The 18,196-nt window shown below is 45.1% G+C and carries 19 protein-coding genes; 18 read left to right on the forward strand and 1 reads right to left on the reverse strand.

The window, feature by feature from the left end:
* Positions 1-42: 42 nt before the first annotated feature.
* Positions 43-846 carry an inositol-1-monophosphatase gene (gene suhB, locus M9194_RS21160; RefSeq protein ID WP_250614695.1) on the reverse strand — a complete coding sequence of 268 codons (804 nt, stop codon included), beginning with the start codon at positions 844-846 and terminating at the stop codon, positions 43-45.
* 189 nt (positions 847-1,035) lie between these two features.
* On the opposite strand from suhB, the gene trmJ reads away from it, so the two are divergent.
* The 18 genes from trmJ (at position 1,036) to der (ending at position 18,136) form a co-directional block, all read left to right on the forward strand.
* Complete coding sequence (trmJ, locus tag M9194_RS21165; protein ID WP_250614696.1) at positions 1,036-1,767, forward strand: tRNA (cytosine(32)/uridine(32)-2'-O)-methyltransferase TrmJ; 732 nt, start codon at positions 1,036-1,038, stop codon at positions 1,765-1,767.
* Between the two features lie 113 nt (positions 1,768-1,880).
* Complete coding sequence (gene iscR / locus M9194_RS21170; protein ID WP_250614697.1) at positions 1,881-2,387, forward strand: Fe-S cluster assembly transcriptional regulator IscR; 507 nt, start codon at positions 1,881-1,883, stop codon at positions 2,385-2,387.
* A gap of 27 nt (positions 2,388-2,414) precedes the next feature.
* Positions 2,415-3,629 carry an IscS subfamily cysteine desulfurase gene (locus M9194_RS21175; protein ID WP_250614698.1) on the forward strand — a complete coding sequence of 405 codons (1,215 nt, stop codon included), beginning with the start codon at positions 2,415-2,417 and terminating at the stop codon, positions 3,627-3,629.
* Positions 3,630-3,671: 42 nt separating this feature from the next.
* Entirely contained in the window at positions 3,672-4,055 is a 384-nt protein-coding gene (gene iscU, locus M9194_RS21180; RefSeq protein WP_250614699.1) for a Fe-S cluster assembly scaffold IscU, read from the forward strand.
* Between the two features lie 60 nt (positions 4,056-4,115).
* Positions 4,116-4,439, forward strand: coding sequence for an iron-sulfur cluster assembly protein IscA (gene iscA, locus M9194_RS21185; RefSeq protein WP_250614700.1), 324 nt, complete (start codon positions 4,116-4,118; stop codon positions 4,437-4,439).
* Positions 4,440-4,492: 53 nt separating this feature from the next.
* Entirely contained in the window at positions 4,493-5,008 is a 516-nt protein-coding gene (hscB, locus tag M9194_RS21190; protein ID WP_250614701.1) for a co-chaperone HscB, read from the forward strand.
* A gap of 25 nt (positions 5,009-5,033) precedes the next feature.
* A complete protein-coding gene (hscA, locus tag M9194_RS21195; protein WP_250614702.1) occupies positions 5,034-6,890 on the forward strand; it encodes a Fe-S protein assembly chaperone HscA in 1,857 nt (618 codons plus the stop codon).
* 20 nt (positions 6,891-6,910) lie between these two features.
* Complete coding sequence (fdx, locus tag M9194_RS21200; protein ID WP_250614703.1) at positions 6,911-7,249, forward strand: ISC system 2Fe-2S type ferredoxin; 339 nt, start codon at positions 6,911-6,913, stop codon at positions 7,247-7,249.
* A 32-nt stretch (positions 7,250-7,281) separates the two neighbouring features.
* Positions 7,282-7,476, forward strand: a complete 195-nt coding sequence (gene iscX, locus M9194_RS21205) for a Fe-S cluster assembly protein IscX (protein ID WP_250614704.1) — start codon at positions 7,282-7,284, stop codon at positions 7,474-7,476.
* A gap of 165 nt (positions 7,477-7,641) precedes the next feature.
* The gene (gene pepB / locus M9194_RS21210) at positions 7,642-8,949 is read left to right on the forward strand and encodes an aminopeptidase PepB (protein WP_250614705.1); all 1,308 of its coding nucleotides are present in this window, start codon (positions 7,642-7,644) and stop codon (positions 8,947-8,949) included.
* 97 nt (positions 8,950-9,046) lie between these two features.
* The gene (gene ndk / locus M9194_RS21215) at positions 9,047-9,475 is read left to right on the forward strand and encodes a nucleoside-diphosphate kinase (RefSeq protein ID WP_250614706.1); all 429 of its coding nucleotides are present in this window, start codon (positions 9,047-9,049) and stop codon (positions 9,473-9,475) included.
* 207 nt (positions 9,476-9,682) lie between these two features.
* A complete protein-coding gene (gene rlmN, locus M9194_RS21220; RefSeq protein ID WP_250614707.1) occupies positions 9,683-10,807 on the forward strand; it encodes a dual-specificity RNA methyltransferase RlmN in 1,125 nt (374 codons plus the stop codon).
* A 349-nt stretch (positions 10,808-11,156) separates the two neighbouring features.
* On the forward strand, positions 11,157-12,206 hold the full coding sequence (rodZ, locus tag M9194_RS21225) for a cytoskeleton protein RodZ (RefSeq protein WP_250614708.1): 1,050 nt from the start codon (positions 11,157-11,159) through the stop codon (positions 12,204-12,206).
* Positions 12,207-12,214: 8 nt separating this feature from the next.
* The gene (gene ispG, locus M9194_RS21230; protein WP_250614713.1) at positions 12,215-13,354 is read left to right on the forward strand and encodes a flavodoxin-dependent (E)-4-hydroxy-3-methylbut-2-enyl-diphosphate synthase; all 1,140 of its coding nucleotides are present in this window, start codon (positions 12,215-12,217) and stop codon (positions 13,352-13,354) included.
* 25 nt (positions 13,355-13,379) lie between these two features.
* Complete coding sequence (hisS, locus tag M9194_RS21235; protein ID WP_250614709.1) at positions 13,380-14,654, forward strand: histidine--tRNA ligase; 1,275 nt, start codon at positions 13,380-13,382, stop codon at positions 14,652-14,654.
* A 62-nt stretch (positions 14,655-14,716) separates the two neighbouring features.
* Complete coding sequence (locus M9194_RS21240; protein WP_250614710.1) at positions 14,717-15,340, forward strand: YfgM family protein; 624 nt, start codon at positions 14,717-14,719, stop codon at positions 15,338-15,340.
* A 3-nt stretch (positions 15,341-15,343) separates the two neighbouring features.
* Positions 15,344-16,501, forward strand: coding sequence for an outer membrane protein assembly factor BamB (bamB, locus tag M9194_RS21245; protein WP_250614711.1), 1,158 nt, complete (start codon positions 15,344-15,346; stop codon positions 16,499-16,501).
* Between the two features lie 150 nt (positions 16,502-16,651).
* Entirely contained in the window at positions 16,652-18,136 is a 1,485-nt protein-coding gene (gene der / locus M9194_RS21250) for a ribosome biogenesis GTPase Der (RefSeq protein ID WP_250614712.1), read from the forward strand.
* The last annotated feature ends 60 nt before the right edge of the window (positions 18,137-18,196 follow it).

Consider the following 18,196-nt stretch of genomic DNA (forward strand, 5'->3'; position numbering starts at 1 on the left):
CGACTTACCTGAGTTAGCTCAAGGTAAGTCGTGGAGAATTTATTACTTCAAAATAGCGTCATTGCCGTTTTCACGGATGTGCTTAAGAATGCCTTTCACGGCTTTAGCACTTGCCCCAACGATATTGCCTGATTTGAGATAATCAGTCCCGCCAGAAAAGTCAGTCAGTATGGCACCTGCTTCACGAGCGATAAGCTCACCTGCCGCTAAATCCCAAGGTTTTAAACCTAGCTCGAAATAGCCATCAACACGACCACTTGCTAAGTAACATAGGTCAAGAGCAGCAGAGCCTGTACGGCGGAAATCAGCACATTCGATAAACAAAGAAGACAAGATCTTCATGAAAGATTCAGAATGTTGTTTTTGCTTGAAAGGGAAACCTGTTGCTAGTACAGCGCCTTGAATATCTTTAGTTGGTTTGATGCGAATACGAGCATTGTTTAGCTGTGCACCAGAACCTCGTTGGGCTGTGAAAAGCTCATTAAGCATAGGGTCGTATACACAGCCAACCTCAGTTTTGCCTTTAATGCGGACGGCAATTGAGACGGAAAAGTGTGGTAGACCTTTCATGAAGTTAGTGGTTCCATCCAGTGGGTCTATGATCCATTGCACATCGCTGTCTTTACCTTCAGTAAAGCCACTCTCTTCACCAATGATAGAGTGATCAGGGTATGAGCCTTTGATTGTCTCAATGATGATGGCTTCTGCTTCTTTGTCTACATTAGTCACAAAGTCGTGCATGCCTTTCTGAGTTGATTCAATTTTGTCAGCGTTTTCTAGTGAGTTCGCAATATGATTGCCTGCTTTTCGCGCAGCGCGAATAGCAATATTTAGCATTGGATGCATAAGTTTTTCCCAACGGATGTTAAAGAACGAAAAAGCGGGCGAGAGTATACCAGACATGAGATAAAAATAAAGCGACTATTTTTTGTACTATTGAGGGCGTCTGTTGTTAGGTTTAATGTAAAAAGGTCTGACCATTTTTTGTCAATCTATGCTAATATTCGGCCGCGTATTTTTGTATTGGTTTTAGTCATGTTGGATAACGTAAAAATAGTATTGGTTGGCACATCTCACTCGGGAAATATCGGTTCTGCTGCTCGAGCGATGAAAGTCATGGGATTAAGTCAATTAGTCCTTGTCGACCCTCAATGTGACCTTGACGAACAGGCGTTCACTCTCGCATCTGGGGCGGGTGATGTGATAGAAAATGCTACGATTGTTTCTACACTGCAAGAAGCCATTAGTGACTGCACATTAGTGGTGGGGTCGAGTGCTCGCTCTCGTACTCTAGAGTGGCCAATGCTGGAACCAAGAGAATGTGGTGAAAAGACGGCGATCGCCAGTGCCCGCTCCGAAGTTGCGCTTATTTTTGGTCGCGAGCGGACCGGGCTAACGAATGAAGAGCTGCAACAATGCCATTACCATGTTTGTATCCCTGCCAATCCAGAATACAGCTCGCTTAATCTAGCGATGGCGGTGCAAACCATCGGTTATGAAGTTCGCATCGCTCACCTTAACAGAGAAAAGCAACAGTATAGCGATGGAGCGGAAGTGGAATACCCACGCAATAAGGAACTGGAATTGTTTTACCAGCACCTTGAAAAAGTGCTCACTGATACCCAATTCATCTCGCAAAAGCAGCCTGGCCAAGTTATGAATAAATTGCGCAGACTGTTTAGCCGAGCTCGGCCGGAAGTGCAGGAGCTGAACATTCTACGTGGTGTTTTGACATCGGTAGAAAAGCACACCTCGGCAAAGAAATAAGCCTTGGCCTTAGCCTGAATAATACCTGAGTAAAATGGTCAAATAAATACTTGACCATTTTACTCAGGTATGGAAAACTTCTTTGTATACAAAGAAAGTGGAGATGGTGTGATATGAGGCTTACTTCGAAAGGTAGGTATGCAGTAACAGCCATGTTGGATGTCGCTCTGCATTCGCAACAAAACCCAGTACCATTGGCGGATATTTCTGAACGCCAAGGGATTTCGCTCTCGTATTTAGAGCAGTTGTTTTCAAAGTTGCGCAAAGCAGGTCTGGTCGCTAGTGTTCGTGGTCCAGGTGGTGGTTATCGACTGGGTAGTGAAGCTCATACCATAGCGGTCGGAACAGTGATTGCGGCTGTTGATGAATCTGTTGATGCCACTAAGTGTCAAGGCAAAGCAGATTGCCAAGGTGGGAGTCGTTGTTTAACACACACCTTATGGCGTGATTTAAGCACACGTATTAGTGACTTCTTAGATGGCATTACTCTGGGTGAGTTAATGCAAGATAACGAAGTTCTTGAAACATCCGATCGCCAAGACATTAATCTTGCGGTCAGCCAAGGGGCTAGCAAAAAAAATTCTAATCTAGTCTCAATTGGCGCTAATGTTCGCTCGTAGTAGCGATGTATTACATTGGAGTAAAAAATGAAACTGCCGATTTATCTCGATTACTCAGCAACGTGTCCCGTTGATCCGCGTGTTGCTGAAAAAATGGTTCAGTACATGACAATGGATGGCACTTTTGGCAACCCAGCGTCACGTTCTCACCGTTATGGCTGGCAGGCAGAAGAAGCGGTAGATACTGCACGTGAGCAAATTGCAGAGCTACTCAATGCGGACCCGCGTGAAATTGTCTTCACATCTGGCGCGACTGAATCTGACAACCTTGCTATCAAAGGTGCTGCGCACTTTTATGGTAAGAAAGGCAAACACATCATCACTTGTAAAACCGAGCATAAGGCTGTTCTTGACCCATGTCGTCAACTAGAGCGTGAAGGCTTTGAAGTGACTTATCTTGAGCCAGAATCTAATGGCATTATTGACCTGAAAAAACTCGAAGCTGCAATGCGCGAAGACACCATTTTCGTGTCTATTATGCATGTGAACAACGAGATCGGTGTCATCCAAGATATCGCTGCCATTGGTGAACTTTGCCGCGAAAGAAAAATCATTTTCCACGTTGATGCTGCTCAATCAGCAGGCAAATTGCCTATCGACGTGCAAGAGATGAAAATTGATTTGATCTCTTTAACATCACATAAAATCTATGGACCAAAAGGCGTTGGTGCCCTTTATGTTCGTCGTAAGCCTCGTATTCGTCTAGAGACGCAAATGCATGGTGGTGGACATGAACGTGGTTTCCGCTCAGGCACACTACCTACTCACCAAATCGTAGGTATGGGTGAAGCTTTCCGTATTGCACAAGAAGAAATGCAGCAAGATCTTGAACACGCGCAAGCGCTCAGTGATCGCTTATTAGCTGGCATCAAAGATATGGAAGCTGTCACTATCAACGGTGACTTAGAGCAACGCCTACCAAACAACTTAAACATCAGTTTTGCTTTTGTAGAAGGTGAATCTCTGCTTATGTCCCTTAAAGACTTAGCCGTTTCATCTGGTAGTGCATGTACATCAGCGAGCTTAGAGCCTTCTTATGTCCTACGTGCTTTAGGTTTGGATGATGAGCTTGCACATAGCTCAATTCGTTTCTCTTTCGGTCGTTTTACAACCGAAGAAGAAGTGGATTATGCGGTTGAACAAATTCGTGTAGCAGTGAATAAGCTACGTGACATGTCTCCTCTATGGGATATGTACAAAGAAGGGGTTGATTTGAACACGGTTGAGTGGGCTCACCATTAATCACCCTAGTGTTTCATATTTAGAGGATTCGAGGTAAATATCATGGCATACAGCGAAAAAGTAATAGATCACTACGAAAACCCACGTAATGTTGGGGCATTTGACAAAGAAGATCCAAGTGTTGGTAGTGGTATGGTCGGCGCGCCAGCGTGTGGTGACGTAATGAAGCTGCAAATTAAGGTTACGCCTGAAGGCATCATCGAAGATGCCAAGTTTAAAACATACGGATGCGGTAGTGCTATCGCTTCTAGCTCGCTTGTTACTGAGTGGGTGAAAGGTAAAACCATCGACGAAGCGGCTGAAATTAAGAACGCGGAAATTGCGGAAGAGCTTGAGCTTCCTCCAGTAAAAATCCACTGTTCTATCTTAGCGGAAGACGCTATTAAAGCAGCCGTTGCTGACTATAAAAAGAAAAAAGATCAGTAAAAAGTTGCAGGGAGCTGTGCTCCCTGTCTTGGTTTTATTAAATAAAGAATAAGGTGCAGTATGGCCATTACTATGACAGAAGCAGCGGCAAGCCGTGTGAAAACATTCTTGGATAACCGAGGCTCAGGCCTTGGCTTACGTCTGGGTGTAAGAACGACGGGCTGCTCAGGTATGGCATATGTTCTTGAGTTTGTAGATGATTTAAACGAAGAGGATCAAGTCTTCGAACACATGGGCATCAAAGTTATTATTGATGCAAAAAGCTTAGTTTATTTAGATGGCACTGAGCTCGATTATGTGAAAGAAGGCCTCAATGAGGGATTTGAGTTCAACAACCCAAATGCGAAAGGCGAGTGCGGTTGTGGTGAAAGTTTCAACGTTTAATGAATCTTGAAACCTAACTTAAGATTTACCGGGCAATTGAGGCCGTATTGACTATGAACCACTTTGAATTATTTGGGCTACCAAGTCAGTTTAAGCTGGATGGTAGCCTTCTTTCTTCTCACTTTAGAGAACTTCAAAAACGCTTTCACCCCGATAAATTTGCTCATGTATCCGAGCGTGATCGACTTGTCGCCGTGCAAAAAGCGGCGCAAATAAACGATGCTTATCAGGTGCTAAAACACCCTATCTCACGAGCTGAATACCTGTTGTCACAACATGGCGTAGACTTGCGTGGCGAGCAACAAACCCTTCAAGATCCTATGTTTCTTATGGAACAAATGGAGCTCAGAGAAGAGCTGGAAGAGATCAGTACAAAAGATGATGCTGACGAGAGATTGTTCGATTTTGATACGAAAGTCAGTAAAATGTTTAAGCAGCATATCGAATTGGTCGCGAGCCAGCTTAATCAGGCACATTGGGTTGAAGCGGCTGATACAGTGAGAAAGCTCAAGTTTATTGATAAATTAAAGAATGAAATAGAACAAACCGAAGAACGATTGCTCGGTTAGTTTAAATAGAAAGGATCAACCTCCAATGGCGTTACTCCAAATTGCAGAGCCAGGTCAAAGTAGTGTACCCCACCAACATAAGTTAGCGGTTGGGATTGATTTGGGCACGACCAACTCTTTGGTTGCGACAGTAAGAAGTGGCTCAGCAGATACGTTGAACGACGAACAGGGTCGCTCTGTATTACCTTCCGTGGTTCAGTACACTCAGTCCGATATCCAAATCGGTTATGACGCTCTATCCCAAGCTCAGAACGATCCGAAGAACACGATTATCTCAGTCAAACGGTTGATTGGCCGCTCTTTCCAAGACATTCAACAGCGTTACCCTTCGTTACCTTATCAATTTGTTGAAACCGATAGCGGTTTGCCAGAGATTCAAACTCCCCAAGGCAGCAAGAACCCAATTCAAATATCGTCAGAGATTTTAAAATCTCTGAAAGCTCGAGCAGAAGCCACTTTAGGTGGTGATCTGTCTGGAGTGGTTATTACCGTTCCTGCGTATTTCGATGATGCGCAGCGCACCGGCACAAAAGACGCCGCAAAACTGGCAGGCTTGCACGTACTTCGATTGCTCAATGAGCCAACAGCGGCAGCGATTGCTTATGGGTTAGACTCTGGGCAAGAAGGCGTCATCGCAGTATACGATTTAGGTGGCGGCACATTCGACATCTCTATTTTGCGATTAAGTAAAGGCGTGTTTGAAGTCCTAGCGACAGGCGGGGATTCAGCGCTAGGGGGGGACGATTTTGATGCCTTGGTGGTTGAACACTTCCTACAACAAATGAATCGCTCTGCAGCCGATCTAACTGCAGAACAAATGCGTGCTCTACAAGAAGCAGCGATAGAAGCAAAACTCAACCTGTCGCAAACGGACCGCGTAGAGGTTTCGGTTTTAGGTTGGCAAGGCGCTTTAACTCGCGATGAATTTGAAGAGTTAATTCGACCGTTGGTGAAGAAGACCCTGATGTCATGTCGCCGAGCTTTACGTGACGCTGACTTAGACGTTGACGACGTGATGGAAGTGGTCATGGTGGGTGGCTCAACACGCACCTTGTTGGTACGAGAGATGGTTGGTGAGTTTTTCCAGCGTCCACCACTAATCAGCATCAACCCAGACGAAGTGGTCGCTATCGGTGCCGGTATTCAAGCAGATATCTTGGTTGGAAATAAGCCTGACTCAGAAATGTTGTTGTTAGATGTCATTCCTTTGTCGCTGGGTATCGAAACCATGGGCGGGTTAGTTGAGAAAATCATCCCGAGAAATACCACCATCCCTGTTGCTCGAGCTCAGGAATTTACCACTTTCAAGGATGGCCAAACGGCAATGTCAGTGCACGTGGTTCAAGGTGAGCGTGAATTGGTAGATGACTGTCGCTCTTTGGCGAAGTTTTCTTTGAAGGGAATTCCACCAATGACGGCTGGCGCGGCGCATATTCGTGTCACTTACCAAGTCGATGCTGATGGTCTATTGTCGGTTTCCGCAATGGAAAAAAGCACGGGCGTGCAAGCGGATATCCAAGTGAAGCCATCTTATGGCTTGAGCGATGAAGAAGTCGCGAATATGCTAAAAGATTCGATGTCGCATGCGAAGGAAGATATGCAAGCTAGGGCGTTGGCCGAACAGCGTATTGAAGCTGATCGCGTGATTGAAGGGTTGCTAGCAGCAATGCAAGCTGATGGAGACGAACTTCTATCAGAGCAAGAAAGCCAACATATAGTAAAGTCGATTGAAGCACTCATCAAACTTAGAAATGGTGAAGACGCAGATGCCATCGAGCAAGGAATTAAAGCGACCGATAAGGCCAGCGAAGCGTTTGCTTCTCGTCGTATGGATAAATCGATTCGGGAAGCACTTTCCGGACAGTCTGTCGACGATATTTAGTAGTTAGAGATTATAAGATTATGCCAAAGATTATTGTATTACCTCATGAAGACTTATGCCCAGAAGGTGCGGTACTAGAAGCTGAGACAGGTGAAACGGTTTTAGATGTCGCATTAAAAAATGGTATCGGCATCGAACACGCTTGCGAAAAGTCTTGTGCTTGTACAACTTGTCACGTTGTTATCCGTGAGGGGTTTGATTCTCTTGAAGAAAGTGAAGAGCTAGAAGACGATATGCTTGATAAAGCTTGGGGGCTTGAGCCAGAATCAAGACTGGGCTGCCAAGCGAAAATCGCAGATGAAGACTTGGTGGTAGAAATTCCAAAATACACCATCAATCATGCATCGGAAGAGCATTAATATAGCACCATTGACTAGCGACGAGGTGAACGATGAAATGGACTGACTCAAGAGAAATAGCCATAGAGCTTTGTGATTTGTATCCGGATACGGATCCTAAAACCGTGCGCTTTACCGATCTTCGTCAATGGATCCTTGATATCGAGGATTTTGATGATGATCCAAGCCATTGTAACGAAAAGATTCTTGAAGCGGTTATTCTATGCTGGATGGATGAAGCAGATTAATTCGTAGTGATACGATCTCAATAAAAGCGAACTTAACGGTTCGCTTTTGTTTATCTAAAAACTGAATTCTTTATTAAAATGTGAACTTAATTTTAAACCTTGTCATTCTCGCTGAAACGAGTAACGTGGGCAGGTAAAAATATTTTAAGAAGGCAAGGAGAGAAGATGTCTCAACAAATGTCGGTATGTATTAGCCAAGAGAAAGCTCAACCTCAGTGGGGCGAAACGGCAATTTTATCCTATAACGAGAAAGGCGCTACGATTCATCTGAGCAACGGCGACAATATGACTAGTCGTCTTGCGACCATTCAACGCGCAGCCAGAAAACTCGATGGTCAAGGTATCAAGTCGGTATTTTTAGCCGGTGATGAGTGGGACCTTGAAAGCATCTGGGCCTTTCAACAAGGCTACCGCGATGCCAAAAAGAAAAACACACTGGAGTGGAATGCGTTAGAAGCTGAGGCTCAAAATGAGTTAGAAGCAAGAGTAAAAGCAACGTGTTGGGCTCGCGATATCATCAACAAAAGTGCTGAAGAAGTGGCCCCACGTCAGCTTGCAACCATGGCGAGCGAATTTATTAAGTCGGTTGCACCAGAAGGAACCGTGACGGCCAAAATCGTAAAAGATAGAGATTTGCTGGAAGAAGGTTGGCAAGGTATTTTTGCTGTTGGTCGCGGATCAGAAAGAACCTCTGCCATGTTGCAACTGGATTTCAACCCAACCGGTGATGAGAATGCACCAGTCTATGCATGTTTAGTCGGCAAAGGCATTACGTTTGATTCTGGTGGCTATAGCATTAAGCAATCTAACTTTATGACGTCAATGAAAGCGGACATGGGCGGCTCAGGTACCATTACAGCGGGTCTTGGCTTAGCGATTATGCGTGGTTTGAATAAGCGCGTTAAACTGATTCTTTGCTGCGCAGAAAATATGATTTCTGGCCGTGCACTGAAGTTGGGTGACATCATTACCTATAAAAATGGTAAAACCGTTGAGATCATGAATACCGACGCCGAAGGCAGATTGGTATTGGCAGATGGCCTTATTTACGCAAGCGAGCAGAAACCTGAGTTGATCATCGATTGCGCAACACTAACTGGCGCAGCTAAAAATGCATTAGGCAATGACTATCATGCACTGATGAGCTTTGATGATGAGCTGTCTCACGAAGCGTTGACCGCCGCGGCAAAAGAAAATGAAGGTCTATGGCCACTTCCACTGGCGGAGTTCCACAGACAAGCACTGCCATCTAACTTTGCTGACCTATCTAACATCAGCAGTGGCGACTATGTACCTGGTGCGAGTACGGCCGCAGCGTTCCTGTCTTACTTTGTCGAAGACTACAAAAAAGGTTGGTTGCACTTTGATTGTTCAGGCACATACCGTAAGTCTGCAAGTGACAAGTGGGCGGCAGGCGCAACGGGGATGGGCGTGAAAACGTTAGCGCGAATCCTAATGGAGAATGCGAAATAACCACCCTAAAATAAACTCAAAATACGAGTAAATTATTGGTATATTAGGCAGCGCTAAATGTGTCGCCTAAAGAAAAATATTGAGTGAAGGATATAATATGGCTCTTGAAAAAACATTCTCAATCATTAAGCCAGATGCGGTAGAACGCAATTTGATTGGTGAAATTTACCATCGTTTTGAACAAGCAGGGTTGCAAATTGTCGCGGCTAAGATGGTTCACCTCACCGACGAACAGGCCAGTGGGTTCTACGCAGAACATGAAGGGAGAGATTTTTTTCCAGGGTTAAAAGAGTTCATGACTTCCGGTCCATGTATGGTTCAAGTATTGGAAGGTGAAAATGCGATTGCACGTTATCGTGAACTGATGGGTAAAACCAACCCAGAAGAAGCCGCGTGTGGTACGCTTCGTGCAGATTATGCCATCAACATGAGATACAATGCCGTGCATGGCTCAGACAGCCCTGAATCAGCGGCGCGCGAAATTGAGTTTTTCTTCCCACCATCGGAAGTCTTTGCTGGTCGTTAACCGCTCATTTAAGCGTTTTATCTTCAAGGCCCTAACTCATGTTAGGGCTTTTTTCTTGGTATTTTAGCCTAATGGAATGACTGGTTAAAAAATAACCTAAACTATATTAGTGCGTTAGCAAATACAGCAAGTTGCAAGTCTTGTTGGCTGGGAGGAAACACTGTACAATCCGCGCTTTTACCGACCATTTTGTCATTGAGAGGCAGCATGACCACTGAAAAAATCAATCTACTCGATTTTGATCGCGAAGGCTTACGCAAGTTCTTTGTTGAAGAGCTTGGGGAAAAGGCATTTCGTGCCGAGCAGGTGATGAAGTGGATATATCATTTTGGTTGTGATGATTTTGAGCAAATGACCAACTTGAATAAGAAGTTGCGTGAGAAGTTGATTGCACGTTGCCATGTTAAGGCTCCTACGGTATCTGAAGCTCAGCACTCGTCTGATGGCACAATAAAATGGGCAATGAGTGTTGGTGATCAAGATGTCGAGACGGTATATATCCCTGAGGATGATCGTGCGACGTTATGTATTTCCTCGCAAGTGGGCTGTGCACTGGAATGTAAATTCTGCTCAACGGCTCAGCAAGGCTTTAACCGCAACTTGAAGGTGTCTGAAATTATTGGTCAGTTGTGGCGAGCTGCAAGAGAAGTTGGTTTGGAAAAAGAAACAGGCCGCCGTCCTATCACCAACGTGGTAATGATGGGGATGGGTGAGCCACTGCTTAACATGAAAAACTTACTTCCAGCCTTAAGGCTCATGTTAGACGATCTTGGCTTTGGACTGTCTAAGCGAAGAGTGACGGTTTCTACCTCTGGAGTGGTATCGGGACTCGATCAAATGACAGGGAGTATCGATGTTGCATTGGCGATCTCACTTCACGCGCCCAACGATACATTGCGCAGTCAAATCATGCCGATCAACGATAGATGGGACATTGAAGACTTCTTGGCATCAGTTCGTCGCTATATTGCTTCATCGAACGCAAACCGTGGCAAAGTAACGGTGGAATACGTGTTACTTGACCATGTTAACGATGATATGGATCATGCTCGCGAGCTCGCGGCACTAATGAAAGATACGCCTTGCAAAATTAACCTGATCCCATTCAACCCGTATCCAGGTTCGCCATACAAGAAGCCAAGTAACTCGCGCATTGATCGCTTTATGAAAACGCTCATGCAATACGACTATACCGTCACAGTTCGCAAGACCCGAGGTGATGATATTGATGCGGCCTGTGGTCAGTTAGTTGGCGACGTCATCGACCGAACCAAACGCACTAAACTAAAAGCAGAAACGAACGCCAATCACATTCCGGTAAAAGCCATCTAATGACTGCTTTTGCCTGAAGCAGTGTCTTAATTTCGATTTTTTGAAATTCAATTATGGCTAGTGGTTTGATTACACTAGCCATCCTCAAATGTAAAATTTAGGAAAAACCTTGAGCTGCTTGTGATTTCTATTTCATCATATTGTTGTTTAACAGCTATTATCTATTAGAATTGCTAAATAAGACTGTGTTGTAGTTTGAGCCATGAGTTTGCTCAGATTTTATGTAACTTAGGCGAGGAGAAAGATCCTCAATGTTTATCCGTTCCAGGCTTTACTAAATCGAGTGATAAAGTAATAAAAATAACAAGCACACTCAAGTCATGGACCAATTAAGAGATGTACACCTCTAATGAGTACAAAACAAAACGTATTAGTAGAAGAAGAAATAGTAGAAACAGTGGAATTGGAAGCGGGAACCATTCTAAAAAATAAGCGCGAAGAGCTAGGGTTATCGCAAAAACAGATAGCAGATCGTTTGAGACTTAAGCTATCTATTATACAAGACATCGAAAACAACAATTTTGAAATTGGCCAAGTGGCCACCTTTACTCGTGGTTATTTACGCTCGTACGCAAAAGCGGTTGGGATAGAAGAATCTGCCATTCTTGCCGCACTTGGCGATGAAGATAGCGCTAAACCTCAGGCGCAAACCATGACAAGCTTTTCGCGGAAAACGAAAAATGAAAAGCACGATAATCGTATCATGATCATCACTTGGGCAATTCTTGCGGTGATTATTGGCATTTCTTCACTGTGGTGGTGGCAAAATCAGCAACGAGATACGCTACTTTCACCATCGAATGGTTCGCAGTCTCAAGCCCCAGCCGTGACACAAAACCCTACAGAAAATGCGCCTCAATCAGGTCAAGCTGCCTCTGATAGTAATAAAACCGACTTTACCACGCTAAAGGCGGGTAAATTGACCTCACAAGATGAGAAAACACCTGCTACACAGACGCAAAGCTCAACGCAGAATCCGGTCAATGAGCCGAGCAAAGCACCAACGTCTACTTCAGAGGGGTCTCAATCGGCTACGACTGCTAGTAGTGCTCCAGCTTCGACAACAACCCATTCAACCGAAAAAACCGTTGAACCAGAACAAGGGTCATCAGCGGTATCACCACAATCTACCAATAGCAGTTCATCTTCTGCTGCTTCAGCGGAAAAAACAATCGATATGAGTTTTAAAGATGATTGTTGGTTACAGATTAAGGATGCAACAGGTAAGGTATTGGTTTCCGGCATTAAAAAAGGTGGCCAGACACTAAAATTGTCTGGAGAAGCGCCATTTAACGTCATTTTGGGAGCACCAGAAAACGTTTCAATGACAATAGCGAGTGAACCTGTCGACCTTTCTAGGTATACTCCGGGTAAAGTAGCTAGATTTACCTTACCTTAGAAAATATGATGCAACACGAATCTCCTATAAAACGTCGCCCGTCGACACGTATTTATGTGGGCGATGTCGCGATTGGTGACGGCGCACCGATCGCTGTTCAGTCCATGACCAATACTCGCACCACGGATGTTGATGCCACGGTGGCGCAAATAAAAGCGCTAGAAAATGTCGGCGCAGATATCGTTCGAGTTTCTGTACCTACAATGGATGCGGCTGAAGCGTTTAAGCAAATTAAGCAGCAAGTATCGATTCCTCTAGTGGCAGATATCCACTTCGATTATCGTATCGCGCTTAAAGTAGCGGATTATGGTGTCGACTGCCTTCGTATTAACCCGGGCAATATTGGCAAAGAAGATCGTATTCGCTCTGTTGTTGATTGTGCTCGTGATAAAAATATTCCTATCCGGATCGGAGTCAATGGCGGATCGTTAGAAAAAGATATCCAAATGAAATATGGCGAGCCAACACCAGATGCCTTGGTTGAGTCGGCGATGCGTCATGTAGATATCTTAGACCGGCTGAACTTTGATCAATTTAAGGTAAGTGTAAAAGCTTCTGATGTGTTCTTGGCGGTCGATTCGTATCGAATTCTTGCTAAGAAAATCGATCAACCATTGCATCTGGGCATTACCGAAGCCGGTGGCGCAAGAGCTGGGGCGGTGAAATCTTCCGTCGGTCTAGGCATGCTGCTCGCAGAAGGCATTGGTGATACGTTACGTATTTCTCTTGCCGCTAACCCTGTTGAAGAAGTCAAAGTTGGTTTTGATATATTGAAATCGCTACGTATTCGTTCTCGTGGGGTGAACTTTATTGCATGTCCAACATGCTCGCGACAAGAGTTTGATGTGATTGGTACGGTCAACGCGCTGGAAGAGCGTCTAGAGGATGTGCTGACACCTATGGATGTCTCTATTATCGGCTGTGTGGTGAACGGTCCTGGTGAAGCCGAAGTGTCTCATTTAGGCCTTGCTGGTAGCAATAAGAAAAGCGCTTTCTATGAAGACGGCAAACGTCAGAAAGAGCGCTTTGACAATGACAACATCATCGATCAGCTTGAAGCGAAGATCCGTGCCAAAGCGGCAGTACTGGATACCAGCAATCGCATCGAAGTCAATCAACTCGATCCAAATTCAAACGACTCAGAATAATCTTAACGATATTACGGTAATTACTGTGGCAAAAACAATTCAAGCAATTCGAGGCATGAATGACTGCCTCCCTACTCAATCTCCTGTGTGGCAGAAAGTAGAAAACACTTTAAAAGCGGTAGTCGCATCCTATGGCTACAACGAGATACGCACGCCAATCGTTGAGATGACGCACTTATTCAGTCGCGGCATTGGTGAAGTGACCGATGTCGTTGAAAAGGAAATGTATACCTTTGAAGACAGAAATGGCGACAGTCTGACGCTAAGACCTGAAGGGACCGCTGGGTGCGTACGTGCAGGCATTGAGAATGGCTTGCTATACAACCAAGAACAGCGTTTGTGGTATACCGGCCCAATGTTCCGTCATGAGAGGCCGCAAAAAGGTCGTTACAGACAATTCCACCAATTCGGTGTTGAGGTTTTTGGCCTCGCTAGCGCCGATACTGACGCGGAAGTGATTATGCTTAGCGCGAAAATGTGGCGCGAGCTCGGTGTGGAGAAGCACGTACGTTTGGAGCTGAATTCGATTGGTTCGTCGGAAGAACGTCAAACTTATCGTACTGCACTGGTTGCTTTCCTAGAGCAGCACGTTGATGTGTTAGATGATGACTGCAAACGCAGAATGCACACCAACCCTCTGCGCGTACTTGATAGCAAAAATCCTGATGTTCAAGCCATCTTGACTGACGCTCCGCGTTTGTCAGAGTACTTAAATGAAGAATCGAAGCAACATTTTGCTCAAGTGTGTGAACTTCTTGAAGCTGCAGGTATCGAATACACGGTAAACGAGCGTCTAGTTCGTGGACTGGATTATTACAACCGCACTGTATTTGAGTGGATTACCGACAGCTTAGGGGCTCAGGGTACGGTATGTGCTGGCGGTCGTTATGATGGCCTTGTTGAACAATTAGGTGGTAAAGCCACTCCTGGTTTTGGCTTTGGTCTTGGTATCGAGCGCTTAGTAATACTACTAGAAACCCTAGAGTTAGATAATGTTCGTCGCAGCGTGGATGTCTACATGGTGACGGCGGGCGAAGGCACAACAATGGCTGGTATGAAGCTTGCCGACACATTACGCGAGAAATTACCCGGTATTCGAGTGATGAATAACCTCGGTGGCGGTAACTTTAAAAAGCAATTCAAACGTGCAGATAAAGTCGGCGCAGCGGTTGCATTGGTGCTCGGTGAGAATGAAGTCAACGACAATACCGTTGTGTTGAAAGATCTGGTTGGTGGAGAGCAATCTACCCACTCGCAAGATGATATCGTCGCGCAGTTATCTGAGCTACTTTCATTGTAATCCGGCAGATAACGCAAGTTGTCTCCACACTAGTTTAAGAAAATGGTTTAAGAGGACAGGAAGTGGAACTCTACAATAGTGAAGAAGAACAAGTTGAAGCAATAAAAGACTGGCTTCGAAAGTATGGTACAGCGCTCATCGCTGTGGCAGTTATTGTGATAGCGGGTTTAGTTGGCTGGCATTATTATCAACAATCACAAAATGCTACCAAGGAAAGTGCATCGGCGGGCTATGCCGACGTGGTAAAAGAGTTGCAATCTCAAGGTGTTAAAGCCGAATCTAAAGTACAAAGCTTTATTTATAGCAATAAATCGAGTGAGTATTCCGTTTTAGCGGCTCTACAGCTTGCGAAAGTACAGGCTGACGCTGGTAATTTAGATGAAGCACTTGCTCAACTTGAGTGGGCAAAAACCGATACCAAAGATGAAGCGCTCAAATCAATTGCGGCGTATCGCGTAGCAAGAATCCAAGAAGAACAAGGCCATTACGAATCTGCGCTATCTGAATTAGCCAGCATTAAAAGTACGGCTTGGTCTGGACGAGTTTCTGAACTGAAAGGCGACATTGCTCTTAAACAAGGCAAAACTGATGAAGCTTATAAAGCTTACGTTGAAGCCCAGCAGTCAGGGGATACCAGCCCAGTACTGAAAATGAAACTTGATGATTTAGCCAAGCAAGGTCAATAGTCGATGATGAAAAGACTAAACAGAGCCCTGCTATTGGTGATCGCATTTGCGACCTTATCTGGGTGCGCGAGTGATGATGCCATCGTGATGTCTCCTGTACCAAAAGTGAACAGCCAATTTACGCCGACTCGTGATTGGAGTACTTCGATAGGTTCAGGTGTTGGCCAGTTTTACTCCAAGTTAACGCCAGATTATGCCTACGGCAAACTCTATGTCGCGAGTCGTGCTGGACTTGTAAAAGCGTTAGATCCTAAAACAGGCGATACAATTTGGGAGACGGATCTAGAGAAAGACTCAACCGCCAGACTCTCAGGTGGTATATCTGCTGCTTATGGCAAAATCTACATTGGAAGCGAAAACGGTTATGTCACAGCACTGAATGCCGATACGGGGAAAGTAGCGTGGCAAGCTGATGTGGATGGAGCAGTGCTTGCAGCACCTGCCACAGACAGCAACCTAGTCTTCGTTCATACCAGTCGTGGCATGCTTATCGCGCTAGATCAGTCTACTGGTAAAGAAAAGTGGACTGTGAGCACAGATGTTCCAACGCTGACGATGCGCGGAGACAGCACACCCGTTGCTCAAGGTGGCGCCGTTTTTTGGGGCACAGCCAGTGGTAGACTTGCGGCGGCAATTATCAGTCAAGGTCAGCTTGCTTGGCAGATCCCAATTGGTATCCCACAAGGTTCCACTGAAATTGATCGCTTAGTGGATGTTGATGCATCTCCTCTGATTCTTGGCGACACCTTGTATATTGTAGGTATTCACGGCAATTTGACCGCTATCAACCTGCGTTCTGGTGAAGCTATGTGGAAGCGCAAATATTCGTCGGCAAACAACCTTGCCACTGATGGTAGCAATATCTTCTTGGTCACCGATGAGGATGATGTTGTGGCGGTAGACGCGCGAAGCGGCACGAAGATTTGGAGCAACGATCAGCTTAAACATCGCCTTGTTACAGCCCCAGTAGTGATCGGAGACTATGTGGTGGTGGGAGATGCGGAAGGTTACTTATATTGGATAAATCGCAGTACTGGTAACTTTGTGGCTGAGCAGGAAATTAACAGTAGTGGTATCGCTGTTCCACCGGTTGCTCTTCCAGATGGTTATGTTGTGATTACCCGAAATGGCGATATTAAGAAACTGACGCTTCCTGAATAATATCGTGATATACTCCGTCCTCGGCTCCTGGCTGGTTACAGTCAGGAGCCATTTTATTGTGTGGTTATAGATAACAAACTCGTTGGCAAACTTGGTAATACTAGGTTGGTTATCTATAACTAGATCAAAAGATATACTATTGAGGTTATTATGGTACCTGTTGTTGCTTTAGTGGGACGTCCAAATGTGGGCAAGTCAACGCTATTTAACCGCTTAACTCGAACCCGAGATGCGTTGGTGGCGGATTTCCCCGGCTTAACGCGTGACCGTAAATATGGCCAGGCCAAGCTTGGTGAGCACGAATTTATTGTGATTGATACTGGCGGTATTGACGGCTCAGAAGAAGGCGTCGAAACCAAAATGGCAGAGCAATCGCTCGCGGCAATTGAAGAGGCCGATGTCGTATTATTCATGGTCGATGGTCGAGCTGGTTTGACCGTCTCTGATGAGGCGATTGCGCAACATTTACGTAAAACCGAAAAACGTGCCATGTTGGTCGTCAATAAAGTCGATGGTATCGATGCTGACGCGGCCAGCGCTGAGTTCTGGCAACTTGGTATGGACAACATGTATCAAATCGCGGCGGCCCATGGACGTGGAGTTAGTGCTTTAATCGACTTAGCTTTGAACCCGTTTGCTGAAGAGCTGCTTGAGCAAACTAAAGGTGAGTTGGAAGATCTGACCGAGTTTGAAGACGTTGAAGAAAAACTCGATTATACAGAAGAAGAAGCCGAAGCAGAGTTTACTCGCTTGCAAGAGCAACCAATCAAGCTGGCTATCATAGGTCGACCTAACGTAGGTAAATCTACCCTTACCAATCGAATCTTGGGTGAAGAGCGTGTCGTGGTATACGATATGCCGGGTACGACACGTGATTCGATTTATATCCCAATGGAAAGGGATGAGCGAGAGTACGTACTGATTGATACCGCAGGCGTGAGGCGACGCAAGCGTATCAATGAAACGGTTGAGAAATTCTCGGTTGTTAAAACGCTTAAAGCGGTAGAAGATGCCAACGTGGTACTTTTGGTGATTGACGCGAGAGAAAATATCTCAGATCAAGATCTAAGCTTACTTGGTTTTGCGCTGAATGCTGGTCGCTCTATCGTACTTGCAGTGAATAAGTGGGATGGCCTGGATACCGACATTAAAGAGAATGTTAAGAAAGAGCTAGACAGACGCTTAGGCTTTGTTGATTTTGCTCGAATTCACTTCATTTCAGCATTACACGGTACGGGCGTTGGTCACTTATTTGAGTCAGTTCAAGAGGCTTACAAATCCGCGACGACTCGTGTTGGCACTTCTGTACTGACTCGTATCATGAAAATGGCGACAGACGATCATCAGCCACCACTCGTTCGTGGACGCAGAGTTAAACTAAAATATGCACACGCAGGTGGATATAACCCACCGATCGTGGTTATTCACGGTAACCTAGTCAATGAGTTACCAGATTCCTACAAGCGTTATCTAATGAACTATTACCGTAAATCATTGGATATCATGGGCACGCCGATTCGAATTCAATTCCAAAGTAGCGATAACCCATTTGAAGGCAAGAGCAACAAAATGACGCTTTCTCAAGAGAGAAAACGTAAGCGCTTAATGAGTATGATGAAAAATCGTAAGAAATAACCTACTCAATTAATCTTCATGCCGCTTAGGTATATAATTGCCCAAACAATTTGTTTGGGC

The organism is Vibrio sinus, from assembly GCF_023634645.1.
Taxonomy (GTDB): Bacteria; Pseudomonadota; Gammaproteobacteria; order Enterobacterales; family Vibrionaceae; genus Vibrio; species Vibrio sinus.

Excerpts from the sequence above, each read along its gene's own strand:
- hscB (WP_250614701.1), top strand. The coding sequence starts at position 4,493 with ATGAACCACTTTGAATTATTTGGGCTACCAAGTCAGTTTAAGCTGGAT.
- iscX (WP_250614704.1), top strand. The coding sequence starts at position 7,282 with ATGAAATGGACTGACTCAAGAGAAATAGCCATAGAGCTTTGTGATTTG.
- iscA (WP_250614700.1), top strand. The coding sequence starts at position 4,116 with ATGGCCATTACTATGACAGAAGCAGCGGCAAGCCGTGTGAAAACATTC.
- rodZ (WP_250614708.1), top strand. The coding sequence starts at position 11,157 with ATGAGTACAAAACAAAACGTATTAGTAGAAGAAGAAATAGTAGAAACA.
- ndk (WP_250614706.1), top strand. The coding sequence starts at position 9,047 with ATGGCTCTTGAAAAAACATTCTCAATCATTAAGCCAGATGCGGTAGAA.
- bamB (WP_250614711.1), top strand. The coding sequence starts at position 15,344 with ATGATGAAAAGACTAAACAGAGCCCTGCTATTGGTGATCGCATTTGCG.
- der (WP_250614712.1), top strand. The coding sequence starts at position 16,652 with ATGGTACCTGTTGTTGCTTTAGTGGGACGTCCAAATGTGGGCAAGTCA.
- iscU (WP_250614699.1), top strand. The coding sequence starts at position 3,672 with ATGGCATACAGCGAAAAAGTAATAGATCACTACGAAAACCCACGTAAT.
- fdx (WP_250614703.1), top strand. The coding sequence starts at position 6,911 with ATGCCAAAGATTATTGTATTACCTCATGAAGACTTATGCCCAGAAGGT.
- M9194_RS21175 (WP_250614698.1), top strand. The coding sequence starts at position 2,415 with ATGAAACTGCCGATTTATCTCGATTACTCAGCAACGTGTCCCGTTGAT.
- hscA (WP_250614702.1), top strand. The coding sequence starts at position 5,034 with ATGGCGTTACTCCAAATTGCAGAGCCAGGTCAAAGTAGTGTACCCCAC.
- rlmN (WP_250614707.1), top strand. The coding sequence starts at position 9,683 with ATGACCACTGAAAAAATCAATCTACTCGATTTTGATCGCGAAGGCTTA.
- iscR (WP_250614697.1), top strand. The coding sequence starts at position 1,881 with ATGAGGCTTACTTCGAAAGGTAGGTATGCAGTAACAGCCATGTTGGAT.
- pepB (WP_250614705.1), top strand. The coding sequence starts at position 7,642 with ATGTCTCAACAAATGTCGGTATGTATTAGCCAAGAGAAAGCTCAACCT.
- suhB (WP_250614695.1), bottom strand. The coding sequence starts at position 846 with ATGCATCCAATGCTAAATATTGCTATTCGCGCTGCGCGAAAAGCAGGC.
- ispG (WP_250614713.1), top strand. The coding sequence starts at position 12,215 with ATGCAACACGAATCTCCTATAAAACGTCGCCCGTCGACACGTATTTAT.
- trmJ (WP_250614696.1), top strand. The coding sequence starts at position 1,036 with ATGTTGGATAACGTAAAAATAGTATTGGTTGGCACATCTCACTCGGGA.